Origin of the sequence: Salmonella sp. NW1250 (assembly GCF_051812965.1) — a bacterium.
Classification (GTDB): Bacteria; Pseudomonadota; Gammaproteobacteria; order Enterobacterales; family Enterobacteriaceae; genus Salmonella; species Salmonella enterica.
This window is the reverse complement of sequence record NZ_JAMNDD010000005.1, coordinates 112,061-138,797: the sequence shown is the minus strand read 5'-3', so window position 1 is coordinate 138,797 and position 26,737 is coordinate 112,061. Positions and strand designations below refer to the sequence as shown.

The 26,737-nt window shown below is 52.9% G+C and carries 24 protein-coding genes and 3 pseudogenes; 18 read left to right on the top strand and 9 right to left on the bottom strand.

The annotated features are described in order from the left end of the window. The first annotated feature begins 190 nt into the window (after positions 1–190). The gene (ruvA, locus tag NBA72_RS10555) at positions 191–802 is read left to right on the top strand and encodes a Holliday junction branch migration protein RuvA (RefSeq protein WP_000580335.1); all 612 of its coding nucleotides are present in this window, start codon (positions 191–193) and stop codon (positions 800–802) included. 8 nt (positions 803–810) lie between these two features. Continuing rightward, positions 811–1,821, top strand: coding sequence for a Holliday junction branch migration DNA helicase RuvB (gene ruvB, locus NBA72_RS10550; protein ID WP_000568508.1), 1,011 nt, complete (start codon positions 811–813; stop codon positions 1,819–1,821). A 78-nt stretch (positions 1,822–1,899) separates the two neighbouring features. Here ruvB and znuB read toward each other — a convergent pair whose 3' ends face one another. Both znuB and znuC read right to left on the bottom strand, forming a co-directional pair. Then, positions 1,900–2,685 (bottom strand): zinc ABC transporter permease subunit ZnuB, encoded by a 786-nt coding sequence (znuB, locus tag NBA72_RS10545; RefSeq protein ID WP_000571508.1) that lies wholly within the window; start codon positions 2,683–2,685, stop codon positions 1,900–1,902. Further along, positions 2,682–3,437: a zinc ABC transporter ATP-binding protein ZnuC gene (gene znuC / locus NBA72_RS10540; protein ID WP_000203023.1), complete on the bottom strand. Its 756-nt coding sequence runs from the start codon at positions 3,435–3,437 to the stop codon at positions 2,682–2,684. Before znuC ends, znuB begins: the two co-directional genes overlap by 4 nt. Positions 3,438–3,515: 78 nt before the next feature. Between znuC and znuA the strand changes: the two genes are divergently transcribed. The 3 genes from znuA to lpxM all read left to right on the top strand — a co-directional run bounded on the left by znuA (position 3,516) and on the right by lpxM (position 6,883). Next, positions 3,516–4,460 carry a zinc ABC transporter substrate-binding protein ZnuA gene (znuA, locus tag NBA72_RS10535; RefSeq protein ID WP_000939597.1) on the top strand — a complete coding sequence of 315 codons (945 nt, stop codon included), beginning with the start codon at positions 3,516–3,518 and terminating at the stop codon, positions 4,458–4,460. Positions 4,461–4,475: 15 nt separating this feature from the next. After that, positions 4,476–5,795, top strand: a complete 1,320-nt coding sequence (gene mepM / locus NBA72_RS10530; protein WP_001184028.1) for a murein DD-endopeptidase MepM — start codon at positions 4,476–4,478, stop codon at positions 5,793–5,795. Between the two features lie 116 nt (positions 5,796–5,911). Beyond that, positions 5,912–6,883 (top strand): lauroyl-Kdo(2)-lipid IV(A) myristoyltransferase, encoded by a 972-nt coding sequence (gene lpxM / locus NBA72_RS10525; protein WP_000448401.1) that lies wholly within the window; start codon positions 5,912–5,914, stop codon positions 6,881–6,883. Positions 6,884–6,955: 72 nt separating this feature from the next. On the opposite strand, the gene pyk is transcribed toward lpxM, so the two are convergent. Together pyk and NBA72_RS10515 are read right to left on the bottom strand one after the other, a co-directional pair. Further along, positions 6,956–8,398 (bottom strand): pyruvate kinase, encoded by a 1,443-nt coding sequence (gene pyk, locus NBA72_RS10520; RefSeq protein ID WP_000091156.1) that lies wholly within the window; start codon positions 8,396–8,398, stop codon positions 6,956–6,958. A 123-nt stretch (positions 8,399–8,521) separates the two neighbouring features. Beyond that, positions 8,522–9,391, bottom strand: coding sequence for a MurR/RpiR family transcriptional regulator (locus NBA72_RS10515; protein WP_020898861.1), 870 nt, complete (start codon positions 9,389–9,391; stop codon positions 8,522–8,524). Positions 9,392–9,732: 341 nt separating this feature from the next. On the opposite strand from NBA72_RS10515, the gene zwf reads away from it, so the two are divergent. The 3 genes from zwf to kdgA all read left to right on the top strand — a co-directional run bounded on the left by zwf (position 9,733) and on the right by kdgA (position 13,933). Next, complete coding sequence (zwf, locus tag NBA72_RS10510; RefSeq protein WP_000301711.1) at positions 9,733–11,208, top strand: glucose-6-phosphate dehydrogenase; 1,476 nt, start codon at positions 9,733–9,735, stop codon at positions 11,206–11,208. 234 nt (positions 11,209–11,442) lie between these two features. Then, complete coding sequence (edd, locus tag NBA72_RS10505) at positions 11,443–13,254, top strand: phosphogluconate dehydratase (RefSeq protein ID WP_042949707.1); 1,812 nt, start codon at positions 11,443–11,445, stop codon at positions 13,252–13,254. A 37-nt stretch (positions 13,255–13,291) separates the two neighbouring features. Continuing rightward, positions 13,292–13,933, top strand: a complete 642-nt coding sequence (gene kdgA / locus NBA72_RS10500; protein WP_000800494.1) for a bifunctional 4-hydroxy-2-oxoglutarate aldolase/2-dehydro-3-deoxy-phosphogluconate aldolase — start codon at positions 13,292–13,294, stop codon at positions 13,931–13,933. A 99-nt stretch (positions 13,934–14,032) separates the two neighbouring features. On the opposite strand, the gene purT is transcribed toward kdgA, so the two are convergent. Next, positions 14,033–15,211, bottom strand: a complete 1,179-nt coding sequence (gene purT / locus NBA72_RS10495; protein ID WP_042949706.1) for a formate-dependent phosphoribosylglycinamide formyltransferase — start codon at positions 15,209–15,211, stop codon at positions 14,033–14,035. A gap of 130 nt (positions 15,212–15,341) precedes the next feature. Here purT and yebG point away from each other — a divergent pair, with 130 nt between their 5' ends. The 4 genes from yebG to ptrB all read left to right on the top strand — a co-directional run bounded on the left by yebG (position 15,342) and on the right by ptrB (position 19,071). Further along, positions 15,342–15,632 (top strand): DNA damage-inducible protein YebG, encoded by a 291-nt coding sequence (gene yebG / locus NBA72_RS10490; RefSeq protein ID WP_000257726.1) that lies wholly within the window; start codon positions 15,342–15,344, stop codon positions 15,630–15,632. A 67-nt stretch (positions 15,633–15,699) separates the two neighbouring features. Further along, positions 15,700–16,053, top strand: a complete 354-nt coding sequence (yebF, locus tag NBA72_RS10485; protein ID WP_001042123.1) for a protein YebF — start codon at positions 15,700–15,702, stop codon at positions 16,051–16,053. A gap of 93 nt (positions 16,054–16,146) precedes the next feature. Further along, entirely contained in the window at positions 16,147–16,806 is a 660-nt protein-coding gene (locus NBA72_RS10480; protein ID WP_000024709.1) for a tellurite resistance TerB family protein, read from the top strand. A 213-nt stretch (positions 16,807–17,019) separates the two neighbouring features. Continuing rightward, positions 17,020–19,071, top strand: coding sequence for an oligopeptidase B (gene ptrB, locus NBA72_RS10475; RefSeq protein WP_042949705.1), 2,052 nt, complete (start codon positions 17,020–17,022; stop codon positions 19,069–19,071). Positions 19,072–19,105: 34 nt separating this feature from the next. On the opposite strand, the gene exoX is transcribed toward ptrB, so the two are convergent. The 3 genes from exoX to NBA72_RS10460 all read right to left on the bottom strand — a co-directional run bounded on the left by exoX (position 19,106) and on the right by NBA72_RS10460 (position 20,822). Beyond that, on the bottom strand, positions 19,106–19,804 hold the full coding sequence (exoX, locus tag NBA72_RS10470; RefSeq protein ID WP_042949704.1) for an exodeoxyribonuclease X: 699 nt from the start codon (positions 19,802–19,804) through the stop codon (positions 19,106–19,108). Positions 19,805–19,827: 23 nt separating this feature from the next. Continuing rightward, on the bottom strand, positions 19,828–20,484 hold the full coding sequence (locus tag NBA72_RS10465) for a carbon-nitrogen hydrolase family protein (protein ID WP_000100257.1): 657 nt from the start codon (positions 20,482–20,484) through the stop codon (positions 19,828–19,830). 107 nt (positions 20,485–20,591) lie between these two features. Further along, a complete protein-coding gene (locus NBA72_RS10460) occupies positions 20,592–20,822 on the bottom strand; it encodes a DNA polymerase III subunit theta (protein ID WP_000856224.1) in 231 nt (76 codons plus the stop codon). 137 nt (positions 20,823–20,959) lie between these two features. Between NBA72_RS10460 and yobA the strand changes: the two genes are divergently transcribed. The 3 genes from yobA to NBA72_RS10445 are packed head-to-tail and all read left to right on the top strand — an operon-like array spanning position 20,960 to position 22,580. Beyond that, complete coding sequence (yobA, locus tag NBA72_RS10455) at positions 20,960–21,334, top strand: CopC domain-containing protein YobA (protein ID WP_000168393.1); 375 nt, start codon at positions 20,960–20,962, stop codon at positions 21,332–21,334. Next, a complete protein-coding gene (gene copD / locus NBA72_RS10450) occupies positions 21,335–22,210 on the top strand; it encodes a copper homeostasis membrane protein CopD (RefSeq protein WP_000979690.1) in 876 nt (291 codons plus the stop codon). A 16-nt stretch (positions 22,211–22,226) separates the two neighbouring features. Then, entirely contained in the window at positions 22,227–22,580 is a 354-nt protein-coding gene (locus NBA72_RS10445) for a YebY family protein (protein WP_042949703.1), read from the top strand. Positions 22,581–22,962: 382 nt separating this feature from the next. Here the strand turns inward: NBA72_RS10445 and NBA72_RS10440 are convergent. Beyond that, positions 22,963–23,316 (bottom strand): annotated as a pseudogene (locus NBA72_RS10440) (tyrosine-type recombinase/integrase); the annotation flags it as partial. Between the two features lie 261 nt (positions 23,317–23,577). Between NBA72_RS10440 and sspH3 the strand changes: the two are divergent. The 3 genes and pseudogenes from sspH3 to NBA72_RS10425 all read left to right on the top strand — a co-directional run. Continuing rightward, positions 23,578–25,998, top strand: a complete 2,421-nt coding sequence (gene sspH3 / locus NBA72_RS10435; RefSeq protein ID WP_042949701.1) for a type III secretion system effector SspH3 — start codon at positions 23,578–23,580, stop codon at positions 25,996–25,998. 33 nt (positions 25,999–26,031) lie between these two features. Further along, positions 26,032–26,130, top strand: a pseudogene (locus tag NBA72_RS10430) (DUF4113 domain-containing protein); the annotation flags it as partial. A 9-nt stretch (positions 26,131–26,139) separates the two neighbouring features. Further along, positions 26,140–26,668 (top strand): annotated as a pseudogene (locus NBA72_RS10425) (transposase); the annotation flags it as partial. Positions 26,669–26,737 lie beyond the last annotated feature (69 nt).

The following is a 26,737-nucleotide window of genomic DNA, read 5'->3' as shown; positions in this document are numbered from 1 at the left end:
ATTATATTTATTATAGACACTTATTATATCTCCACATCATGGGGCGCGGCGGCACCCGGTGGTGTTGCGCGACCGATTCGAAGGGAAGGCCATTGAGATAGGCGAATAACGTGTTTTTCATCTGGATAAACATCCAGTCTTTTTTTATGATAGTGCATTATCTTTTCAGCCCTTTACGCAGGAGCGTCATGTGATAGGCAGACTCAGAGGCATTATTCTCGAAAAACAACCCCCGATCGTGCTGCTGGAGACAGGGGGCGTAGGCTATGAAGTACATATGCCTATGACCTGCTTTTACGAGCTGCCGGAGGCCGGGCAGGAGGCAATCGTCTTCACCCACTTTGTGGTGCGTGAAGATGCGCAGTTGCTGTACGGATTCAACAATAAGCAAGAGCGCACGCTGTTTAAAGAGCTAATTAAAACGAATGGCGTCGGGCCTAAGCTGGCGCTGGCGATTCTCTCCGGCATGTCGGCGCAGCAGTTTGTGAATGCGGTTGAGCGCGAAGAGCTTGGCGCACTGGTGAAGCTGCCGGGTATCGGCAAGAAAACCGCCGAAAGGCTGATTGTCGAAATGAAAGACCGCTTTAAAGGGCTACATGGCGATCTCTTTACGCCAGCGGTCGACTTGGTATTGACATCGCCGGCCAGCCCAACCTCGGAAGATGCAGAACAAGAAGCAGTTGCTGCGCTGGTGGCGCTGGGTTATAAACCGCAAGAAGCCAGTCGGATGGTAAGCAAGATCGCCCGTCCGGATGCAAGCAGTGAAACACTGATTCGCGACGCGTTACGCGCCGCGTTATGAGGTAAAGGATGATAGAAGCAGATCGCCTGATTTCAGCAGGCGCCACGATCGCAGAAGACGTCGCCGATCGCGCCATTCGCCCGAAGCTATTGGCGGAATATGTCGGCCAACCGCAGGTGCGCTCCCAGATGGAGATCTTTATTCAGGCGGCAAAACGGCGTGGCGACGCACTAGATCACTTGCTGATTTTCGGCCCGCCAGGGTTAGGTAAAACGACTCTGGCGAATATCGTTGCCAATGAAATGGGCGTCAATCTCCGAACCACGTCCGGCCCGGTGCTGGAAAAAGCAGGCGATCTGGCGGCTATGCTCACCAATCTTGAACCGCATGATGTGCTGTTTATTGATGAGATTCACCGGCTTTCACCGGTGGTGGAAGAAGTACTCTATCCGGCGATGGAAGATTACCAGTTGGATATTATGATTGGCGAAGGGCCTGCTGCACGTTCAATTAAGATCGATCTGCCGCCGTTTACGCTCATTGGCGCGACGACGCGAGCAGGTTCGCTGACCTCGCCGCTACGCGACCGTTTTGGTATTGTGCAGCGCCTGGAGTTCTACCAGGTGCCCGATCTGCAGCACATCGTCGGGCGCAGCGCAAGGCACATGGGGCTTGAGATGAGCGATGACGGCGCGCTGGAAGTGGCGCGTCGGGCGCGCGGTACGCCGCGTATAGCCAACCGCCTGCTCAGACGTGTGCGTGATTTCGCCGAGGTGAAGCATGACGGGGCTATTTCAGCGGAAATTGCCGCGCAGGCGCTGGATATGCTGAACGTCGATGCGGAAGGGTTTGACTATATGGATCGCAAGCTGCTGCTGGCGGTTATTGATAAATTCTTCGGTGGTCCGGTGGGACTGGATAACCTGGCAGCGGCGATTGGCGAAGAGCGTGAAACCATTGAGGATGTGCTGGAGCCGTATCTGATTCAGCAAGGCTTTTTGCAGCGCACGCCGCGTGGGCGTATGGCAACGGTGCGCGCCTGGAACCATTTCGGGATCACGCCGCCAGAGATGCCTTAGCGCCTGAAGTCGCTGCGCTCATCAGACCTGGGCAATTTTGTAGGCCCGGTAAGCGCAGCGCCACCGGGCAACACACGCTTAGCTTGCCTGCTTTTTCATCATACTGAAGATAAACAGCAGCGCGGCACACAGCACTACGGATGGCCCTGCCGGGGTATCATAAAAGGCTGAGAAGGTCAGTCCACCTGTAACCGCTATCATACCTACACCAACGGCGACGCCCGCCATCTGCTCCGGCGTACGGGCAAAGCGACGCGCGGTTGCGGCGGGGATAATCAGTAGCGACGTAATGATCAGCGCTCCGACAAACTTCATCGCCACGCCGATAGTTAACGCCGTTACCAGCATCAATAGCAGCTTCACGCGCTGTAACTTCACGCCATCGACAAAGGCAAGATCCGGACTGATAGTCATTGACAGCAAGTTGCGCCACTGCCAGAAGAGAATGGCCAGCACAATAACGACCCCAATAGCGATCGAGATAAGATCTTCCGGCGTGACGGCCAGCAAATCGCCAAACAGATAAGCCATTAAATCAACGCGGACGTTGGACATCAGGCTGACCACGACCAGTCCTAAAGATAAGGCGCTGTGCGCCATAATGCCCAGTAAGGTATCAATCGCGAGGTGAGGGCGTTTCTCCAGCCATACCAGACCGGCGGCCAGCAGCAGCGTAACGGCGATTACCGCATAAAAGGGGTTAACGTCCAGCAACAGGCCAAACGCCACGCCCAGAAGCGACGCGTGAGCCAGCGTATCGCCAAAATAGGACATCCGACGCCAGACCACAAATGAGCCCAAAGGACCAGCGGCGCAGGCCAGCATCATCCCGGCCAGCCAGCCGGGCAGTAATAATTCAATCATGAGTGACCATTTCCCCGGCGCAGTACAATACGACCCTGTAAATCGTGGCGATGATTATGATGATGGCGATAAATCCCTAATTGCTCCGCGCCTCGCGGGCCAAACATAGAGATAAATTCCGGATGCATAGACACCACTTCCGGCGCGCCGGAACAGCAAATATGATGGTTCAGGCATAACACTTCATCCGTCTTTGCCATGACCAGATGTAGATCATGCGACACCATCAGCACGGCGCAATCGAGTTCACGGCGCAGCTGATCGATAAGGTCGTATAACGCGACCTGGCCGTTGACATCCACGCCTTGCGTCGGCTCATCAAGTACCAGCAACTGCGGCCTGTTAAGCAGAGCACGCGCCAGCAGTACGCGCTGTGTCTCACCGCCGGAGAGTTTTTGCATGGGCGCGTCAATCAAATGTCCGGCCTGAACGCGTTTAAGCGCCGGGAGAATATCCGTTTTTTGCGTGCCGGGACGTAAACGTAAAAATCGGTTTACCGTCAGCGGAAGCGTGGTATCGAGATAGAGCTTTTGCGGGACATAGCCGATACGGAGTTGCCCGTTGCGCTTGATCACCCCTTCATCAGGGGCTACCAGTCCTAAAACCACGCGTACAAGCGTTGACTTCCCCGCGCCGTTAGGGCCGAGAAGCGTTAAAATTTTTCCGGGGCTCAATTCAAGCGACACGTCAGAGAGGACGCGGCGTTGACCAAATGAGACCGAGACGTTTTCCAGTGAAACTAAACTTGTCATGTTAATTTTAGGCTTGCAGAAGTGATAGAATGTTATAATATCACATTTCACACATTCATTACGATGATTAGTCGCATTATGTTACAGAAAAATACGCTTCTTTTCGCAGCATTATCCGCCGCGCTTTGGGGGAGTGCAACCCAGGCTGCCGACGCCGCCGTTGTCGCTTCGCTTAAACCGCTTGGGTTCATCGCTTCCGCCATTGCTGATGGCGTTACGGATACGCAAGTATTACTTCCGGATGGGGCATCCGAGCATGATTATTCATTGCGTCCATCAGACGTAAAACGCTTACAGGGCGCGGACTTAGTCGTCTGGGTTGGCCCGGAAATGGAAGCCTTTATGGAGAAGTCGGTCAGGAATATCCCTGATAATAAGCAGGTTACCATTGCGCAACTTGCCGATGTAAAACCGTTACTCATGAAGGGCGCGGATGATGATGAGGATGAACATGCGCATACGGGCGCCGATGAGGAAAAAGGTGACGTACATCACCATCACGGCGAATATAACATGCATCTTTGGCTCTCCCCAGAGATAGCGCGGGCTACAGCGGTTGCAATCCATGAAAAATTAGTGGAACTTATGCCGCAAAGTCGAGCCAAACTCGACGCCAACCTGAAGGATTTTGAGGCACAATTAGCCGCAACCGATAAACAGGTCGGTAACGAGCTCGCGCCGCTCAAGGGGAAAGGGTATTTCGTTTTTCATGACGCCTACGGTTACTACGAAAAACACTACGGACTCACCCCGCTCGGTCACTTTACCGTGAACCCTGAGATACAACCTGGCGCGCAGCGTTTACATGAAATAAGAACACAGTTGGTTGAGCAAAAAGCAACCTGCGTTTTTGCTGAGCCACAATTCAGGCCAGCGGTCGTGGAAGCCGTGGCGAGAGGGACATCCGTTCGAATGGGAACACTGGACCCCCTCGGGACGAACATTAAACTGGGTAAAACAAGCTATTCAGCGTTTTTAAGCCAATTAGCCAACCAGTATGCGAGCTGCCTGAAAGGAGATTAACGAGGAAGTGAATACGTGCAACAGATAGCCCGCTCTGTCGCCCTGGCATTTAATAATCTGCCCCGACCCCACCGCGTTATGCTGGGGTCACTTACCGTTCTGACACTGGCCGTCGCCGTATGGCGGCCCTATGTTTACCACCCAGAATCCGCGCCAATCGTTAAAACTATTGAACTGGAGAAAAGCGAGATTCGTTCCCTCTTACCGGAGGCCAGCGAACCCATCGATCAGGCCGCGCAGGAAGATGAAGCTATTCCTCAGGATGAGCTGGACGATAAAACCGCAGGCGAAGTCGGCGTCCATGAATACGTCGTCTCCACAGGCGATACGTTAAGCAGCATTCTGAATCAGTACGGCATCGATATGAGCGATATTAGCCGACTTGCCGCTTCTGATAAGGAGCTGCGCAATCTGAAAATTGGCCAACAGCTTTCCTGGACACTGACCGCCGATGGCGATTTACAGCGTCTGACATGGGAAGTCTCCCGCCGTGAAACGCGTACCTACGATCGCACTGCCAACGGTTTTAAAATGAGCAGTGAAATGCAGCAGGGGGACTGGGTCAACAGTCTGCTGAAAGGTACGGTAGGGGGTAGCTTTGTCGCCAGCGCGAAAGAGGCAGGTTTAACCAGCAGCGAAATCAGCGCAGTGATAAAAGCCATGCAGTGGCAGATGGATTTTCGCAAGCTGAAAAAGGGCGATGAATTTTCGGTTCTGATGTCGCGCGAGATGCTGGATGGCAAGCGTGAACAGAGTCAGTTGTTGGGCGTGCGGATGCGTTCCGATGGTAAAGATTACTACGCCATTCGCGCCGCTGACGGTAAATTCTATGACCGTAACGGTGTTGGCCTGGCGAAAGGCTTTTTACGCTTCCCGACCGCCAAACAGTTCCGCATCTCCTCCAATTTCAATCCGCGCCGTCTGAACCCGGTTACTGGACGCGTTGCGCCGCATCGTGGCGTTGACTTTGCGATGCCGCAGGGTACGCCGGTGCTGTCGGTGGGGGATGGCGAGGTCGTGGTCGCTAAACGTAGCGGCGCTGCCGGTTACTACATTGCGATTCGTCATGGACGCACCTACACCACACGTTACATGCACTTGCGTAAGCTGCTGGTGAAACCGGGGCAAAAAGTGAAACGTGGCGATCGTATTGCGCTTTCTGGTAACACCGGGCGTTCCACAGGGCCGCATCTGCATTATGAAGTATGGATAAACCAGCAAGCCGTTAACCCTCTAACAGCAAAATTGCCGCGCACGGAAGGTCTGACGGGGTCAGATCGTCGTGAATACCTGGCACAGGTGAAAGAGGTTCTGCCGCAACTGCGCTTCGATTAACAAATGCGCTGACAGAGCCGGTACGCGATGTGTGCCGGCTTTTTTGTTTTGTGTGAGACGCAGACGTCGCTACACTATTCACAATTCCTTTTCGCGTCAGCAGACCCTGGAAAAGCATGGAAACCAAAAAAAATAATAGTGAGTATATCCCTGAATTCGAAAAATCCTTTCGCTATCCGCAGTATTGGGGCGCCTGGTTGGGCGCTGCGGCAATGGCGGGGATCGCATTAACGCCGGCATCATTCCGCGACCCTTTGCTGGCGACGCTGGGGCGTTTTGCCGGACGGCTGGGGAAGAGTTCTCGTCGCCGGGCGCTAATTAATCTGTCATTGTGCTTTCCGCAGCGTAGCGAAGCTGAGCGCGAAGCGATTGTCGATGAGATGTTCGCCACCGCGCCACAGGCAATGGCGATGATGGCTGAGTTGGCGATGCGCGGTCCGAAAAAAATTCAACAGCGTGTTGACTGGGAAGGTCTGGAAATCATTGAGGAGATGCGTCGTAACGACGAAAAAGTCATTTTTCTCGTACCGCATGGCTGGGGCGTCGACATTCCAGCCATGCTGATGGCCTCTCAGGGGCAAAAAATGGCGGCGATGTTTCATAATCAGGGTAATCCGGTTTTTGACTATATCTGGAACACAGTGCGTCGGCGTTTCGGCGGACGTTTGCATGCGCGTAATGACGGGATTAAACCCTTTATTCAGTCTGTTCGTCAGGGCTACTGGGGTTACTACCTGCCGGACCAGGATCACGGCCCGGAGCATAGTGAATTCGTTGATTTCTTTGCGACATACAAAGCGACGCTGCCTGCAATTGGTCGGCTGATGAAAGTGTGCCGCGCACGCGTGATACCGCTTTTCCCGGTGTATAATGGTAAAACGCATCGCCTGACTATCCAGATTCGCCCGCCAATGGACGATCTGCTCACGGCTGACGACCACACTATCGCCAGACGGATGAACGAAGAGGTCGAAATTTTTGTCGGCCCGCATCCGGAACAGTACACCTGGATCCTGAAGCTGCTCAAAACCCGCAAGCCAGGCGAGATTCAGCCGTATAAGCGTAAAGATCTTTATCCCATCAAATAAATAAAGCCTCTCGTAAGAGAGGCTTTATGCTGACAAACCCTGTACTACCTGATGAACAGGTGTGGGGGAGTTTTACTCAACGGTCAAAATACGCGTGGTATTGGTTGAGCCGACGGTGCTCATGACATCGCCCTGAGTCACGATAACCAGGTCACCGGAAACCAGATACCCTTTATCGCGCAGCAGATTAACAGCTTCATGCGCCGCGACAACGCCATCAGCCGCGCTATCAAAATGCACCGGCGTTACTCCGCGGTAGAGCGCGGTCAGGTTGAGCGTGCGTTCATGGCGCGACATGGCGAAAATCGGCAGGCCGGAGCTGATACGGGAAGTCATTAGCGCGGTACGACCGGATTCCGTCATGGTGATGATCGCGGTAACGCCTTTCAGATGGTTTGCCGCATACATCGCAGACATGGCAATGGCTTCTTCAACGTTGTCGAACTGCACGTCGAGACGGTGTTTAGACACATTGATGCTGGGGATTTTTTCTGCGCCCAGGCAGACGCGCGCCATTGCGGCAACGGTTTCAGAAGGATACTGACCGGCTGCGGTTTCGGCAGACAGCATAACCGCATCCGTGCCATCCAGGACGGCGTTCGCCACGTCCATCACTTCCGCACGGGTCGGCATCGGGTTGGTGATCATCGACTCCATCATCTGCGTTGCGGTGATGACTGCGCGGTTTAGCTGACGCGCACGGCGAATCAGCGCCTTCTGGATACCAACCAGCTCCGGATCGCCGATTTCAACGCCCAGATCGCCACGTGCGACCATCACAACGTCAGAGGCCAGAATGATATCGTCCATGGCGTTTTGATCGCATACCGCTTCGGCGCGTTCGACTTTAGCCACAATTTTCGCGTCGCAGCCGGCGTCGCGCGCCAGGCGGCGTGCATAGTTCAGATCTTCGCCGCAGCGCGGGAAGGAGACGGCCAGATAGTCAACGCCTATCAGCGCCGCGGTTTGAATATCGGCTTTGTCTTTTTCGGTCAGCGCTTCAGCAGAAAGCCCGCCGCCGAGCTTGTTAATGCCTTTATTGTTAGACAGCGGGCCGCCGACGGTGACCTCGGTAAAGACTTTCATGCCCTGGACTTCAAGCACTTTCAACTGCACTCGACCATCGTCAAGCAGCAGGATATCGCCAGGAACGACGTCTGCCGGCAACCCTTTGTAATCAATGCCGACTTTTTCTTTATCGCCTTCGCCTTTACCCAGGTTAGCGTCTAACAGAAATTTGTCCCCGATATTGAGGAACACTTTGCCTTCTTTAAAAGTGGAAACGCGAATTTTTGGCCCTTGCAGGTCGCCTAAAATAGCCACATGACGCCCCAGTTTGGCGGCAATCTCACGGACTTTATCAGCACGCATTTTATGATCTTCCGGCGAGCCGTGAGAGAAGTTCATACGTACTACGTTTGCGCCCGCGGCGATAACCTTCTCAAGGTTGTTATCGCGGTCAGTTGCCGGGCCTAACGTGGTAACGATTTTGGTTCTGCGAAGCCTTCTGGACATGTAATACTCCGTTGACTAAAACAACTTGGTGTTGCGTGAACATTGATCCGGTCGTTCTGAAACCTTAACGGTATAAAATGAACGTCCCCGGATGACGAAAAGGGTAGAACATTGTTATTGCTTTTAGCGGTCATCACTCTTGATGAGTAATTCTTTATCAAAACGCGATTCCTTGAGCGCTTCCTTGACACGCTTCAAGTTATCTCTGAATTTCGCCCCGCGACGCAAAGTAAATCCCGTTGCCAGCACATCTATCACGGTCAGCTGAGCAAGTCGAGAGACCATGGGCATATAAATGTCTGTATCTTCCGGTACGTCGAGGGTAATGGCCAGCGTGGCTTCGCGCGCCAGCGGCGTTCCAGCGGAGGTCAGGGCGATCACCATCGCATCGTTTTCCCGCGCCAACTGCGCCAGTTCCACCAGGCTCTTGGTTCTGCCAGTATGCGAAATGAGCACGACGACGTCATCATCGTTACAATTCATACAGCTCATCCGTTGCAGCACGATATCGTCGGAGTAAATCACCGGCACATTGAAGCGAAAAAACTTATTCATGGCGTCATGCGCGACCGCGGCGGAGGAACCAAGACCAAAAAAGGCGATTTTTTTTGCCTGGGTCAGTAAATCGACGGCGCGGTTGACGGCCGATTTATCCAGCGACTGACGAACATGGTCGAGACTGGCCATGGCGGACTCGAAGATTTTTCCTGTATAGGCCTCAACGCTGTCATCTTCATCCACATTGCGATTAACATAGGGGGTGCCATTTGCCAGACTTTGCGCCAGATGCAGTTTAAAATCAGGAAAGCCGCGGGTATTCATGCTGCGACAGAAACGGTTCACCGTTGGCTCGCTAACGTTAGCTTCCTGGGCCAGCATGGCAATGCTTAAGTGAATCGATCTGCCTGGGGCGGCCAGAATAACATCGGCGACTTTTCGTTCAGATTTGCTTAAATGTTCCAGTTGAGACTGGACTTTTTCCAGCATATTCATGATTAGCAAGGCTCATGGGTATTAGCGATTTCAATGATGCGCGAAACCGAGCGCGTTTTGTTAGATATTACTCCTGGCGGCTGTCAAAGGGGGCAAAATGGCTAAAAAAGGTGTCGTTTTTTTTCATTACATGACCGACGTCGGATTTTAAGTTCCAGCTTGTGTGGAAAAGCGACAATTTTATTAGGCGTTTTGCCGATTATATTGCCAATCAAACGCCGGTTCACCTATGAAAAGGCGTTTACGGTTTCCGTAATCTCGTAAAAGCAGTACAGTGCTGTGTAATAAAATTACAACGATATCCTGGCTAAAGTACCAGGAGATTAACTGAGGAGAATGACATGGCGGTAACGCAAACAGCCCAGGCATGTGACCTGGTCATTTTCGGCGCGAAAGGCGACCTGGCGCGCCGGAAACTGCTGCCTTCCCTGTATCAGCTTGAGAAAGCCGGCCAGATCCATCCGGATACCCGGATCATTGGGGTGGGGCGCGCGGACTGGGATAAAGAAGCTTATACCCACGTCGTGCGTGAGGCGCTGGAAACCTTCATGAAGGAAAAAATTGATGAAGGCTTGTGGGATACGCTGAGCGGCCGTCTGGATTTTTGTAATCTTGACGTGAACGATACGCCTGCGTTCAGTCGCCTGGGCGATATGCTGGATCAAAAAAACCGCACCACCATTAACTATTTTGCGATGCCGCCCAGCACGTTTGGCGCTATTTGCAAAGGGTTAGGGGAGGCTAAACTCAACGCCAAACCGGCGCGTGTCGTGATGGAAAAACCGTTGGGTACTTCGCTGGCGACCTCGCGTGAGATTAACGATCGGGTCGGCGAATACTTTGAAGAGTGCCAGGTATATCGTATCGACCACTATCTGGGTAAAGAAACGGTTCTCAACCTGCTGGCGCTGCGTTTTGCCAACTCGTTATTCGTTAATAACTGGGATAACCGCACTATCGATCACGTTGAGATTACCGTAGCGGAAGAGGTGGGGATTGAAGGGCGCTGGGGATATTTTGACCAGGCCGGTCAGATGCGCGATATGATCCAGAACCACTTGCTGCAAATTCTCTGCATGATTGCCATGTCACCGCCGTCTGACCTGAGCGCCGACAGTATTCGCGATGAAAAAGTCAAAGTGTTGAAATCGCTGCGCCGGATTGATCGCTCCAACGTGCGTGAAAAAACGGTTCGTGGTCAATACACCGCGGGCTTTGCGCAGGGGCAAAAGGTGCCGGGCTATCTGGAAGAAGAGGGCGCGAATAAAAGCAGCAACACCGAAACTTTCGTCGCGATCCGCGTCGACATCGATAACTGGCGTTGGGCGGGCGTGCCATTCTATCTGCGCACCGGCAAGCGTCTGCCAACCAAGTGCTCTGAAGTCGTGGTTTATTTCAAGACGCCTGAACTGAACCTCTTTAAAGAGTCCTGGCAAGACCTGCCGCAGAACAAATTGACGATTCGCCTGCAGCCGGATGAAGGCGTAGATATTCAGGTGCTTAACAAAGTACCGGGGCTGGATCATAAGCATAATCTGCAGATCACGAAGCTTGATCTGAGCTACTCCGAGACCTTTAATCAGACGCACCTGGCGGATGCATATGAGCGCCTGCTGCTGGAAACGATGCGTGGCATTCAGGCGCTGTTTGTCCGCCGTGACGAAGTGGAAGAAGCCTGGAAGTGGGTGGACTCCATTACCGAAGCATGGGCGATGGACAACGACGCGCCGAAGCCGTATCAGGCGGGCACCTGGGGACCGGTAGCGTCCGTGGCGATGATTACCCGTGACGGTCGTTCGTGGAATGAGTTTGAGTAAATTTGCCACTCACTCTTAGGTGGTATTTTACCGGTAACATGATCTAACACAGATTGTAGAATCATTTTTGCACTTTTAAGCCTCGTGTGGATTCACCTGCGAGGCTTTTTTTATTACACTGCCTGAAACGATTTTGCCCCATTATCCCCGGACATCATGTATTTTACTGTCTTTCCACATTGATGAAACGCATGGTAAACCCGGTAGCCGGACAGATAAATTTCAGGAGCCTCTATGAATCCTAATTTGTTACGCGTAACACAGCGCATTGTCGAACGCTCGCAGCAGACCCGAAAAGCCTATCTTGCCCGCATTGAGCAGGCGAAAACCGCCACGGTCCACCGCTCTCAACTGGCCTGCGGCAACCTGGCGCATGGCTTCGCCGCCTGTCAGCCAGAGGACAAAGCCTCGCTGAAAAGTATGTTGCGCAATAATATCGCCATTATTACCTCCTACAATGACATGCTCTCTGCGCATCAACCGTATGAACATTATCCGCAGATTATTCGTCAGGCCCTGCATTCCGTGAATGCGGTAGGTCAGGTCGCAGGCGGCGTACCGGCAATGTGCGATGGCGTTACACAAGGGCAGGATGGCATGGAGTTGTCATTACTCAGCCGCGAAGTGATAGCGATGTCGGCAGCAGTAGGCCTCTCTCACAATATGTTTGACGGCGCGTTATTCCTCGGCGTATGCGACAAAATCGTTCCGGGGCTGGCGATGGCCGCGCTCTCTTTTGGTCATTTACCCGCGATTTTTGTTCCGTCAGGCCCGATGGCGAGCGGCCTGCCGAATAAAGAAAAAGTCCGTATTCGTCAGCTATATGCGGAAGGAAAAGTAGACAGAATGGCGCTGCTGGAGTCAGAAGCCGCCTCTTACCATGCGCCGGGCACCTGTACATTTTACGGCACCGCCAACACCAACCAGATGGTGGTGGAGTTTATGGGAATGCAGTTGCCGGGTTCTTCGTTTGTGCATCCGGATGCGCCGCTGCGCGAGGCATTGACTGCCGCTGCCGCACGTCAGGTAACACGTCTTACCGGCAACGGCAATACGTGGATGCCGCTCGGTAAAATGATCGACGAAAAAGTCGTGGTGAACGGCATTGTCGCGCTGCTGGCTACCGGCGGTTCCACCAACCACACCATGCATCTGGTTGCAATGGCGCGCGCGGCGGGCATTCTGATCAACTGGGATGACTTCTCGGATTTGTCGGAAGTGGTTCCGTTGATGGCGCGTCTGTACCCGAACGGTCCGGCGGACATTAACCACTTCCAGGCGGCGGGCGGCGTACCGGTATTGATGCGTGAGCTGCTCAATGCCGGATTGCTGCACGAAGACGTTAATACTGTCGCAGGCTTCGGCCTGAAACGCTATACGCTGGAGCCCTGGCTCAACAACGGCGAGCTGGACTGGCGTGAAGGCGCGGAAAGGTCACTGGATAACGATGTCATTGCCTCTTTTGATAAGCCGTTCTCTCCTCACGGCGGTACTAAGGTGCTAAGCGGTAATCTGGGGCGCGCAGTAATGAAGACGTCTGCGGTACCGGTTGAAAACCAGAGCATTGAAGCGCCTGCCATGGTATTTGAAAGTCAGCATGATGTGCTGCCTGCGTTTGACGCGGGCCTGCTTGACCGGGATTGTGTCGTTGTCGTGCGTCATCAGGGACCAAAAGCGAATGGAATGCCAGAATTACATAAACTCATGCCGCCACTTGGTGTATTATTGGACCGCCGTTTCAAAATCGCGTTAGTTACTGATGGACGACTTTCAGGCGCTTCGGGTAAAGTGCCTTCAGCTATCCACGTAACGCCGGAAGCCTACGATGGCGGCTTACTGGCAAAAGTGCGCGATGGCGACATCATTCGCGTGAATGGGCAGACAGGTGAGTTAACTCTGCTGGTCGACGAGGCGGAACTTGCCGCTCGTCAGCCTCATATTCCGGACCTGAGCGCGTCGCGCGTCGGAACGGGGCGTGAGTTGTTTGGCGCGCTGCGCGAAAAGCTGTCGGGTGCGGAGCAGGGCGCAACCTGTATCACTTTTTAAGATGACACACTAGTAATCAGGCGAGAGAAGAATTCCGATGAAAAACTGGAAAACAAGTGCAGAAGCAATCCTGACCACCGGCCCGGTTGTCCCGGTCATTGTAGTCAATAAACTGGAGCACGCGGTGCCGATGGCTAAAGCGCTGGTGGCCGGGGGCGTTCGCGTTCTGGAAGTGACTTTACGTACGGCCTGCGCGATGGATGCTATTCGCGCTATCGCTAAAGACGTGCCGGAAGCGATTGTCGGCGCCGGAACCGTTCTCAATCCGCAGCAGTTGGCGGAGGTGACGGAAGCGGGCGCGCAATTTGCGATTAGCCCGGGACTGACTGAGCCACTGCTGAAAGCCGCGACGGCAGGCACTATCCCATTGATTCCCGGTATTAGCACCGTTTCTGAACTGATGTTGGGCATGGACTATGGTCTGAAAGAGTTCAAATTCTTCCCGGCGGAAGCAAATGGCGGCACCAAAGCGTTGCAGGCGATTGCCGGTCCGTTCTCTCAGGTACGTTTCTGCCCAACCGGCGGCATCTCTCCGGCAAACTATCGTGACTATCTGGCGCTGAAAAGCGTGTTGTGCATCGGCGGTTCCTGGCTGGTGCCGGCTGACGCGCTGGAAGCGGGTGATTACGATCGCATCACCAAACTGGCGCGCGAAGCGGTAGAAGGCGCGAAGCAGTAAGCCGTTAAATGCCCGATGGCGCTTGCTTATCGGGCTTACGAGTGGCGATCAGGCAGGTCTGATAAAAATGCGCTAACGTCGCCATCAGGCGATGGCGCATTAGCCTTTTACCGTCACGCGGCTGGCGGCCTTTTTCGCTCTTATCACCGCTTCTTCAACGTTTTCACCTGTCGCTAACGCTACACCAAGACGACGAGTGCCGTCGATCTCAGGCTTACCAAACAGCCGTAGCTGTACTCCGGCTCCTACCGCCGCGTGTACATTATCAAACGTCACATTTCGACTGGTAAGCTGCGGCAGAATCACGGCCGAGGCAGCGGGACCATACTGGCGAATAGCGCCTACGGGCATTCCCAGAAAGGCGCGCACATGCAGCGCAAACTCAGAGAGATCCTGAGAAATCAACGTGACCATTCCGGTATCGTGTGGGCGAGGGGAGACTTCGCTGAAAATGACTTCATCGCCACAGACGAAGAGTTCAACGCCGAACAGCCCATGACCGCCTAACGCCAGTACCACATGACGCGCAATCTCTTGCGCCCGCTTCAGCGCCAGTTCGCTCATCTGCTGTGGCTGCCAGGATTCGCGATAGTCGCCATCTTGCTGACGATGACCGACCGGCGCGCAGAAATGCACGCCATCGACGGCGCTAACGGTGAGCAGCGTAATTTCAAAATCAAATTTAACCACGCCTTCCACAATCACGCGACCCGCGCCAGCGCGTCCGCCCTGTTGAGCATACTCCCATGCCTGCGCAAGCTGTTCGGCCGAGCGGATAAAGCTCTGGCCTTTGCCGGAAGAGCTCATGACCGGTTTGACGATGCAAGGAAAACCCACTGCGGCTACCGCATCATGAAAACTGGCCTCACTGTCGGCAAAGCGATACGTCGATGTCGGCAGTCCTAATTCTTCTGCGGCCAGGCGACGGATCCCTTCGCGGTTCATCGTGAGCTGCGTTGCACGGGCGCAAGGCACGACATTCAACCCTTCGCCCTCCAGCTCGCGCAGCGTATCGGTGGCGATCGCTTCTATTTCCGGCACGATATAATGCGGTTTTTCCTCTGTAATCACATGACGTAGCGCCTCGCCGTCCAGCATATTAATGACGTGTGAACGGTGAGCCACATGCATGGCGGGAGCATCAGGATAGCGATCGACGGCGATAACCTCGATCCCCAGGCGTTGGCATTCAATCGCCACCTCTTTTCCCAATTCACCTGCCCCTAATAACATCACCCGCGTTGCTGCCGGACGTAGCGCAGTGCCTAATAGCGTCATATTTCTGTCCCCTTATTTACCTGCGCGCAGTATATACGAAAACGTTTGCGTATGTCTTTTCGAATAGATTGCTTTTCTTGCTGCCTTGCAATATACTGTATATAAACACAGGTAAATAAGGGGCTGCAAAATGGCGGTTGAAGTTAAATACGTAGTCATTCGCGAGGGTGAGGAGAAGATGTCATTTACCAGTAAAAAGGAAGCCGACGCCTGGGACAAAATGCTCGATACTGCCGATCTTCTTGATACCTGGCTTGAGCAGTCGCCAGTCGTGCTGGAAGATGGGCAGCGCGAAGCGTTGTCGCTGTGGCTGGCGGAACATAAAGAGGTGTTAAGCACTATCCTCAAAACCGGTAAGTTGCCTTCTCCGCAGGCGGTTGAAAAGGACGCCGTGAGTAAAACGAAAAAGCAAGCCGCCTGAACCCACACTTGCGCTCCCAGCGTTTTGTACCATGCTTTTCCTGAATCATTGTGCTAAGGAGAAAAGTATGAATAAAAGAGGAGCGTTGTTGAGCCTGCTGTTGTTATCCGCCAGCGTATCGGCATTTGCGGCATCCACCGAGAGTAAATCGGTTAAGTTTCCGCAGTGCGAAGGGCTGGATGCTGCCGGGATTGCGGCAAGCGTGAAGCGCGACTACCAGCAAAATCGTATCGTGCGGTGGGCAGACGACCAAAAAAAGGTCGGGCAGGCTGACCCGGTCGCGTGGGTTAATGTGCAGGACGTTGTGGGTCAAAATGATAAATGGACAGTTCCGCTAACCGTTCGCGGTAAAAGTGCCGATATTCATTATCAGGTTATCGTTGATTGCAAAGCCGGCAAGGCGGAATATAAGCCCCGCTAGCAGCGTAATTTGCGCTTCTTTTGCCGGAACAGACAATTCCTGACATCCCCTCAGGTACGCTTGACCATTATTGGTCTGTATTTGAGGGGTACTATGGCTAACTGGTTGAACCAATTACAATCACTTCTTGGGCAAAAAGGCGCTTCTGCATCGCCTTCCGGTGAACAGGGGTTAAATAAACTGCTGGTTCCCGGCGCGCTGGGCGGTCTGGCTGGACTGTTGGTCGCCAATAAGTCTTCGCGCAAATTATTAACCAAATACGGTACTGGCGCTTTGCTGGTGGGCGGCGGCGCGGTAGCGGGTTCCGTATTGTGGAATAAGTACAAAGATAAAGTACGCGCCGCGCATCAGGGGGAGCCGCAATTCGGCAGCCAAAGTACGCCGCTGGATGTTCGCACTGAGCGACTGATCCTGGCGCTGGTTTTTGCTGCAAAAAGCGATGGGCATATTGATGCCAAAGAACGCGCGGCGATTGAGCACCAACTGCGAGAATCAGGTGTGGAAGAGCAAGGGCGTGTGTTTATCGAGAAAGCTATTGAGCAGCCGCTTGATCCACAACGTCTGGCACAGGGCGTTCGTAATGAAGAAGAAGCCCTGGAACTCTACTTCCTGAGCTGTGCCGCCATTGATATTGACCACTTTATGGAACGTAGCTATCTGAATGCGTTAGGAGACGCGCTAAAAATTCCTCAAGAGGTTCGGGACGGTATCGAGCAGGACTTGCAGCAGCAAAAACAAGCGCTACCAGGCTGATAACCTGCCATTAAGTAACATGTTTCGCTTGCATCATGCGTGTCTTTTGCCACCCTTATAGGATGGATAGTTTACGTCATTCATGTTGCAAGATAGCGGCGAAGCAGTGACATCTCAGGCGCTTACCGAGGTGAGCGGACCGGGACTACCATGCTAAGCCGCTGTGTTTGCCGCGTGATATATAACAAATATTAACGCAAAAGAAAAAACGACATGTTGCCAAAAGCCAATCGAATTCCCTATGCCATGACCGTACATGGCGATACGCGCATTGATAATTATTACTGGCTGCGAGATGACACTCGCTCGCAGCCGGAAGTCCTTGATTACCTGCATCAGGAAAATGAGTATGGCCGGAAGGTCATGTCCTCTCAGCAGGCGTTACAGGACCGCATTCTAAAAGAAATTATCGATCGCATCCCGCCCAGAGAAGTTTCCGCTCCGTATGTGAAAAATGGCTATCGCTACCGTTATATCTATGAACCCGGCTGCGAATATGCCATCTATCAACGACAATCGGCGTTAAGCGAAGAGTGGGATGTGTGGGAAACCTTGCTCGATGCGAACCAGCGGGCCGCGCACAGCGAATTTTATACGCTCGGCGGACTTGCCATTACGCCGGATAATACCATCATGGCGCTGGCAGAAGATTATTTATCCCGTCGTCAGTATGGGTTGCGTTTTCGTAACCTCGAAAGCGGTAACTGGTATCCGGAACTGCTGGATAACGTTGCGCCTGAATTTGTCTGGGCCAATGATTCCCTGACCCTTTACTATGTGCGTAAGCATAAGAAGACGCTGCTGCCCTATCAGGTTTGGCGGCACACGATTGGCACTCCGTCATCGCAAGATGAACTGGTATATGAAGAGAAAGACGATACCTTTTATGTCAGCCTGCATAAAACCACTTCGCAGCATTATGTGGTGATTCATCTTGCCAGCGCCACCACTAGCGAAGTGCTGTTACTTGACGCGGAACTGGCCGATGCCGAGCCGTTTTCATTTTTACCGCGCCGCAAAGACCATGAATATAGTCTCGATCACTATCAACATAAGTTTTACCTGCGTTCTAACCGGAACGGTAAAAACTTTGGGCTGTACCGTACCCGCGTGCGCAATGAAAACGCCTGGGAAGAGCTGATCCCTCCGCGCGAGCATATCATGCTGGAAGGGTTTACCCTGTTTACCGACTGGTTAGTAGTAGAAGAGCGTCAACGGGGGCTTACCAGCCTGCGGCAAATTAACCGTAAAACCCGTGAAGTGATAGGCATCGCCTTTGACGATCCGGCTTACGTGACGTGGCTTGCCTATAATCCCGAACCTGAGACCTCCCGGCTGCGTTACGGCTATTCTTCAATGACGACGCCAGATACCTTGTTTGAACTGGATATGGATACCGGAGAGCGACGGATACTTAAACAGACGGAAGTGCCTGGGTTTGATTCTGGCTGTTATCAGAGCGAACACCTGTGGATCACCGCGCGCGACGGCGTCGAAGTGCCGGTATCGCTGGTTTATCATCAGAAGTATTTTCGTAAAGGGCAAAATCCGCTTCTGGTTTACGGCTACGGATCTTACGGTTCCAGTATTGACGCCGACTTCAGCAGCAGCCGACTGAGCTTGCTGGATCGTGGCTTTGTTTACGCAATCGTACACGTTCGCGGCGGCGGTGAGCTGGGGCAGCAGTGGTATGAAGATGGCAAATTCCTCAAAAAGCGGAATACTTTTAATGACTATCTTGATGCCTGCGATGCCTTATTAAAACTGGGTTACGGTTCACCGTCGCTGTGTTATGGGATGGGCGGGAGCGCGGGCGGAATGTTAATGGGCGTCGCTATCAACGAACGCCCCGAGCTTTTCCACGGCGTTATTGCCCAGGTACCCTTTGTTGATGTATTAACCACGATGCTGGATGAGTCGATCCCACTAACGACAGGAGAGTTTGAAGAGTGGGGGAACCCGCAAGATATTGAGTATTATGACTATATGAAAAGCTATAGTCCTTATGACAATGTCAAAGCGCAGGACTATCCGCACCTGCTGGTGACAACAGGATTGCACGATTCTCAGGTGCAATACTGGGAGCCGGCGAAGTGGGTGGCAAAATTACGCGAGCTAAAAACGGACCAACGTCTGCTGCTGTTATGTACGGATATGGACTCCGGGCACGGTGGTAAGTCGGGGCGGTTTAAATCCTACGAAGGCGTTGCGCTGGAGTTCGCCTTTTTAATCGGCCTGGCGCAGGGAACCTTACATAGCGCATAGACGCGCGCCCGCAATGGCTTGTGAGCGTCGCGGGTTATTGTGGTGTTCCATTGCTGCGTTGCTCGCCAGCCTGAACATCTTCCAGGTAGTGTTTAAGCGTCAGGCGAAGTTCCGGGCTCATATTATCAAGGTTATTAAAAAGCCAGCGTAAATAGCCCGGATCGCGTTTTGCGACTTCAGATACCGCCTTACCGCGGTATTTACCGAACGGGAAAGTGGTTAACAGCGCAGGACGGCCCGTGATATTGACCATTTCTTCCGCGGTCCAGCCGGTGGTTCGTATAATATCAATCAGCAAGGCGGCGGTGATATAGCAATCATAAAGCGCCCGGTGATGATGCAGCCCCGGCGGCGTTTGTACGCTTAGTTTGCGCGATTTATAGAGCGCCATATTGCTGTATTTTATTCCCGGCCACAGGCGTCGCGACAACTTCATGGTACAGATCCACTCACCCGGCAATTCAGGTAATACGCGTCTGTCGAAACTGGCATTGTGAGCGACATACCACTCACTACCGTAATAAAGCGGTATGACATCTTCAATCCACGGCTTATCGGCGACCATGGCTTCGGTAATACGGTGTATCGCCATTGCCTGCGGCGTAATAGGGCGATCGGGGCGTATCAGGTGACTCATGGGATTGACAATGTTGCCATCAATGACATCTACAGAAGCTATCTCTACGATCCCGCCCTGCAGCCCGCAGGTTTCCGTGTCTATAATCCGCAACATGATTCATTCCTCACCGAAAGACCTTAGCGTAATGGAATGATATCGCCTTGCCAACCCTCGGTTGTGCGCAGGCCCGTCAGTAATAGCGAACCGCAATCGGCACGAACAATAAGTTGCCCGCTTTCATCCCACAGCGCGCTACTGCCACAGGCATTGGCCATCAGTACGGCCAGCGCATATTTATGCGAAAAACGTTGTAAGCGTGAGGTAGAAGCATGGAGTTCAGGTTCGTTAAGACATTGACTGGTTGTGAATAACGTAAATGAGGGATCTATATCACCACCTTCTGGCTGCTCATCCACCACGTTGATAGCGCTTCGCTGCCTGGCAATACAGGCGCCATGACTTTTGTGAAACATGAGCGGCGACGTTAGCCATGGGGCAAAAATAGCGATGCCTTTTACGAAGCGGCAGTTATGCTCAACAGGCATACCCACAATGATAGTCATATGGTGGGTATCGGCCGCATGAGTGAGCGGCTGTAAAAGCGCCTCGTCAGGCGGGGCGGGCAACGATTTATTCCTTTCGTCGCAGCCTAATAGCGACAGTGACGGAAAGACCAGCAGTTCGCACTGTTGACGAGCCGCAAGCTCAATATATTCCAGATGATGGGCGACATGCTCCGCCGGCGAGGCGTTCAGGGGCGCATACTGCGCAGCAGCAATTTTCCAGGAGGACATAATGACTTCCTTTTCATAGTCTCTACAGCCATTCTAAAAAGCATAGGTTAAGAATCGCCTTATAATGTAGTCGTCTGCATGTAAGGAAGTGTAACGTTATATAATTTTTATTTAACTTTGGGTTCGTAAGGGAGTCGGGATAGTGATACGGAAGCCAGACGATGGGCAATCAGCCGCTCGCGAAACCAGGCGCGTAGATGCTCTGGCTGCTCACGTTCGACCGCCTCCGCGACAACTGGCATATTGTAGCGCTCTTTAAATGCCACCCCGGCTGCCGCCAGGTCCACATTGACTTTATCCATTTCCGCTTGTTCAAGCTGAGCCAGATTCGTTTTCATACGCGTCTCCTTTTTTGTTGCCGCCAGAAGGTACTAAGAGTCCGCGGTAATGGCAAGATGGAAATGATGATCCTCGACTCATTGATTGTTGAAGGTTATTCTTTGTAACGTAGGTATAACAAAAAGGAATAGTGAATATGGCTTCTTCTGCACCATCGCGACGTTTAGCTTTACTGCTGCTGGCATCGACATTTGCGACGCCAGCGGCCTGGGCACATGCGCACCTGACGCATCAGTATCCAGCGGCTAATGCTGCCGTTACGGCCTCGCCACAGGCGCTGACCCTGAACTTTTCTGAAGGGATTGAGCCAGGGTTCAGCGGCGCAACCATTACTGGCCCTCAGCAAGAGCTCATCAAAACGCGCCCGGCAAAGCGAAATGAACAGGATAAAACGCAGTTGATTATCCCGCTTGAGCAGCCGTTAAAATCTGGCGCTTACACGGTAGACTGGCACGTTGTGTCGGTGGATGGACATAAAACAAAAGGGAAATACACCTTCAGCGTGAAATAAATGATGCTGACATTCGTCTGGATAACTCTCCGATTTATTCATTTTGCTAGTTTGATGCTGGTCTACGGCTGCGCGCTTTACGGCGCCTGGCTGGCACCCGCATCAATTCGTCGTTTAATGACGCGTCGATTTTTACATCTGCAACGACATGCCGCCGCCTGGAGCGTTATCAGCGCGGCTTTTATGCTGGCGATTCAGGGCGGACTGATGGGCGGCGGCTGGCCCGATGTTTTTTCCGTCTCGGTGTGGGGCGCGGTACTGCAAACCCGCTTTGGCGCGGTCTGGATATGGCAAATTATCCTCGCGCTGGTCACGCTGGCGGTGGTAGTCATTGCGCCGGTAAAAATGCAACGACGGCTTCTTATTCTAACCGTTGCTCAGTTTATCCTGCTGGCAGGCGTTGGACATGCGACGATGCGCGACGGTGTAGCGGGAACATTACAGCAGATTAACCATGCTCTGCATTTGCTCTGTGCCGCAGCCTGGTTTGGCGGGCTGTTACCAGTGGTTTATTGTATGCGCATGGCTCAGGGACGCTGGCGTCAACATGCTATTAGCGCCATGATGCGTTTTTCTCGTTATGGTCACTTTTTTGTGGCGGGCGTATTGCTCACAGGCATTGGCAACACGCTATTTATCACGGGACTTACCGCTATCTGGCAGACCACCTATGGACAGTTGCTTTTGTTAAAATGTGCGCTGGTGGTGCTTATGGTAGCAATTGCGCTGACGAATCGGTATGTTCTCGTACCACGTATGCGACAGGAAAATCCCCGGACTGACCTATGGTTTGTCAGGATGACGCAAATTGAATGGGGAGTTGGAGGCATAGTTCTGGCGATCGTCAGCCTGTTTGCAACCCTCGAACCTTTCTGATGGACTGGCATAACGAATGAAAAAAATACTCCTTCCGGCGCTTCTGCTGGCCACTTCGGGCGTAGCGTTGGCGGCGCCGCAGGTGATTACCGTAAGTCGTTTTGAAGTAGGAAAAGACAAGTGGGCGTTTAATCGGGAAGAGGTCATGTTGACCTGTCGGCCTGGCCAGGCGCTCTATGTGATCAACCCCAGTACGCTGGTGCAGTATCCCTTGAATGCCATTGCCGAACAGCAAGTAGCGGAGGGTAAAACGCGCGCTCAGCCTATTGCCGTCATTCAAATCGATGACCCGGCGAAGCCCGGTGAGAAAATGAGTCTGGCACCGTTTATCGAACGGGCGCAAAAGCTTTGTGATCCATCCAATAGCTGACTGACTTTTAATAAAAAACCGTAAACCTTCACGAAAAGGCTTACGGTTTTTTTATCCCTGATAACAGACAAAACGCCAGGTTTTTTCAATCACCTTCGTCACAAACTGGAAAACCTGGCGTCGTCATCTATTCTTAAAGGGCAAGGCGATTTAGCCTGCATTAATGCCAACTTTTAGCGCACGGCTCTCTCCCAAGAGCCATTTCCCTGGACCGAATACAGGAATCGTATTCGGTCTCTTTTTATTTTCCTTACAAATCAAACAATTAAAAACGCTTGTCCGAAAATGTCCGAAATTTGTCCGAATTTCTGTATTCCGGTCTTTTTGGTTATATCACAATCAAATTAAATTTAACATTTATTTCACAAGGAAAATTGGAGTATTAGAGCATCATATAAGCTTTATCATCACGCTCATCGAGATAGAGTTTCGTGGTGTTCGCTGATGTGTGGCCCAGGAGTTTTTGGGCGAACACCTCGCCGTGCTCGTTTTTGTACAGCCGCCCGGGCAGGCTACGGATCTCGTAAAATGTCGGTGGGTTATCACTAAATTTAGCGCCTGAAATTTTTCTGGCTTTTACAAATTTCTTTGTCAGCCCATCCGGGTGAATATTCCCGGTCGGGCTATTTTTCCTGATTCCTGCACTGATCATGAAATCAGTTCGGCTTACCAGCCGGCAGCGATCGATAACCGTTCCCGGACGTAACCCTGGCGCCTGAAGTGTCAGGGATCTGCCTGCCAAAATTGAACGCCCGGGCGCTTATGTCGGATGATCTGGTCATCGTAGAAAGCGCCCCTGAAAAAATCGACACCTTTAGCTGTAAAATGACAGTCCCGCTATCCGGTCATCATAACGGATTTTTCTTCTGCACCTACTGAAGCCCGCCATGGCAGGACGACCATGAATCCGTCGATAACCTTATTGTGAAATTAAGACCAGGGAAAGAGGATGTCCGCCAGACAGACATTATGTGTAAATTTATAAAGGTTTTTTATTATGCCCTTGCATGTTGGAAGCGGATGTCTTCCCGCCACAATTACTAATCTTCGTATTAACTGTATAGCCCAATCTGCAACCCCGCCTGAAATGAGCTTATGGGAAAAAATTAAGGAGTTTTTCTGCTCAACGCACCAGACTGAAGCGCAGGAATGTATCTGGACGATTTGCCACCCTTCGGTCGGAACGACGCGGGAGGATGTAGTCAGCAGATTTGAACAGCTCAGGATGCTCGTGTATGCCGGATACGAGGAAAGCATTCACTCCGGCCGCCACGGGGAAAGCCACTTCTGTATCCTGGATGCAGACAACCAGGAGATATTGTCGGTCACCCTTGATGACGCCGGGAACTATACCGTGAATTGCCAGGGGCACAATGAAACATATCGCTTCACCATGGACATAGAACAGGGAGAGGAATGTACAGAACATGCGGAAGGGGCATCCGGGACACTCCAGGTATCCCCCCTTCCGGCTCCGGCGGCTCCACAGACACCAGCAGAGTATGATGCTGTCTGGTCAGAATGGAAGGGGGCTGCGCCAGCAGAAGAGTTACGCGGTCGTGCTGCGACGGTACAGAGAATATGTACCTGCCTGAATAACGGCAGTCGAGAGCTTAATGTGGGAGAGTCAGGCCTTACCGCCTTACCAGACTGTTTACCAGCGCATATAACAACATTGGTTATTCCTCATAATAATTATCTGACTAGCCTGCCGACGCTGCCGTCAGGACTGGAGGTGCTTACTGTCGAAGATAACCAACTGACCAGCCTGCCGCCGTTGCCGTCAGGACTGGAGGTGCTTACTGTCGAAGATAACCAACTGACCAGCCTGCCGCCATTGCCGGCAGGACTGGTGGTGCTGACGGTATCAGGTAACCAACTGACCAGCCTGCCGCCGTTGTCGGCAGGACTACAGACGCTGTCGGTAGCAGGTAACCAACTGACCAGCCTGCCGCCGTTGCCGGCAGGACTACAGATGCTGTTGGTAGCACGTAACCAACTGACCAGCCTGCCGCCGTTGCCGGCAGGACTACAGATGCTGTCGGTAGCAGGTAATCAACTGACCAGCCTGCCGCCGTTGCCGGCAGGACTACAGAGGCTGTTAGTAGCAGGTAACCAACTGACCAGCCTGCCGCCGTTGCCGGCAGGACTACAGGTGCTGTCGGTATCAGATAATCAACTGACCAGCCTGCCGTTGTTGCCGGCAGGACTGGAGTTGCTGACGCTCGATCGCAATCCACAACTGGCCCGCCTGCCGCCGTTGCCGGAAGGGCTACAGACGCTGTCGGTTGATGCTAACCCACAGTTGACCCGCCTGCCGGCGCTGCCGTCAGGCCTACAACGGTTGTATGCCCGCAATAACCAACTGACCCGCCTGCCGGAAAGCATCACGGGTCTGTCTTCAGAGGCAATCGTAAATCTGTATGGCAATCCTCTGTCTGAACGCACTCTGCAGGCGCTGCAGAATATCACCAGCGCGCCTGGCTATTCAGGCCCCAGGATACTATTCGATATGGCGGGAGCCTCAGCCCCCCGGGAAGCCCGGGCACTGCACCTGGCGGCCGCTGGCTGGCTGGTGCCTGCCCGGGAGGGCGAACCGGCTCCTGCAGACAGATGGCATATGTTCGGACAGGAAGATAACGCTGCTGCCTTCAGCCTCTTCCTGGACAGACTGAGTGAGACGGAAAACTTCATGAAGGACGCGGGGTTTAAGGCACAGATATCGTCCTGGCTGGTACAACTGGCTGAAGATGAGGCGCTGAGAGCAAAAACCTTTGCCATGGCAACAGAGGCAACAGCAAGCTGCCAGGATCGGGTCACACTTGCTCTGCACCAGATGAAGAACGTACAACTGGTACATGATGCAGAAAAAGGGCAATACGATAACAATCTCGCGGCGCTGGTTGCCACGGGGCGTGAGATGTTCCGTCTGGAAAAACTGGAACAGATTGCCCGGGAAAAGGCCGGAACGCTGGCCTTGGCCGATGATGTTGAAGTCTATCTGGCGTATCAGAATAAGCTGAAGAAAGCACTCGGGCTGACCAGCGTGACGGCAGAAATGCGTTTCTTTGGCGTATCCGGCGTGACGGTTTCAGACCTTCAGGCTGCGGAGCTTCAGGTGAAAGCCGCTGAAAAAAGCGAGCTCAGGGAGTGGATACTGCAGTGGGGGCCGTTACACAGCGTGCTGGAGCGCAAAGCGCCGGAACGCGTTAACGCGCTTCGTGAAAAGCAAATATCGGATTATGAGGAAACGTACCGGATGCTGTCTGACACAGAGCTGAGACCGTTTGGGCTTGTCGGTAATACCGATGCAGAGCGCACTATCGGAGCAAGAGCGATGGAGAGCGCGAAAAAGACATTTTTGGATGGCCTGCGACCTCTTGTGGAGGAGATGCTGGGTAGCTATCTAGCGCCTTAACTGAACATGATATTCACCGCGCCAGGCGAATGGGGGACGTTGTACTTCGCCGGGCAGGGGATGCCGCAACAGTGGGCTATGAAGCGAGAAATGCTTTCGCCCCGGTACACCACCCGCTATGAAGACCTGCTTCTTCCTGATGTTAAGGACATCCTGATTGCCTGTGTGGATGGTCTGAAGGGCTGCCCGGATGCGATAAACAGCGTCTTCCCGCAAACCCATATCCAGCTATGCATTATCCATATGGTGCGTAACAGCCTGAAATACGTAGCCTGGAAAGACTACAAAGCCGCCACCAGCGGCCTCAGGCCCGGCCGAAGATGCGGTACTGATGGCGATGGATGCGTTCGCGAAAGTCCGGGACGATAAATATCCGCAAATCAGCAAAAGCTGGCGTGCGCACCGGGAAAACCTCAATACGCTCTTCAGTTATCCGCCGGATATCCGCAAGGCCATCTATACGACAAACGCAATCGAATCCCTGAACTGCGTGATCCGTGCCACGATTAAGAAACGCAAGGTGTTCCCAACGGATGACTCAGTACGAAAAGTTATTTATCTGGCAATCAAGGATGCATCAAAAAAATGGAGTAGGCCGATCCAGAACTGGCGGCTGGCGATGAGCCGTTTTATTATCGAGTTCGGTGACCGCCTGAGCGATCACCTTTAATAACTGGGCAGTTACACAGAATTACTGACAGGCTCATTCTTTTGTGTTGCGCATCTCTGTTTCTATTGT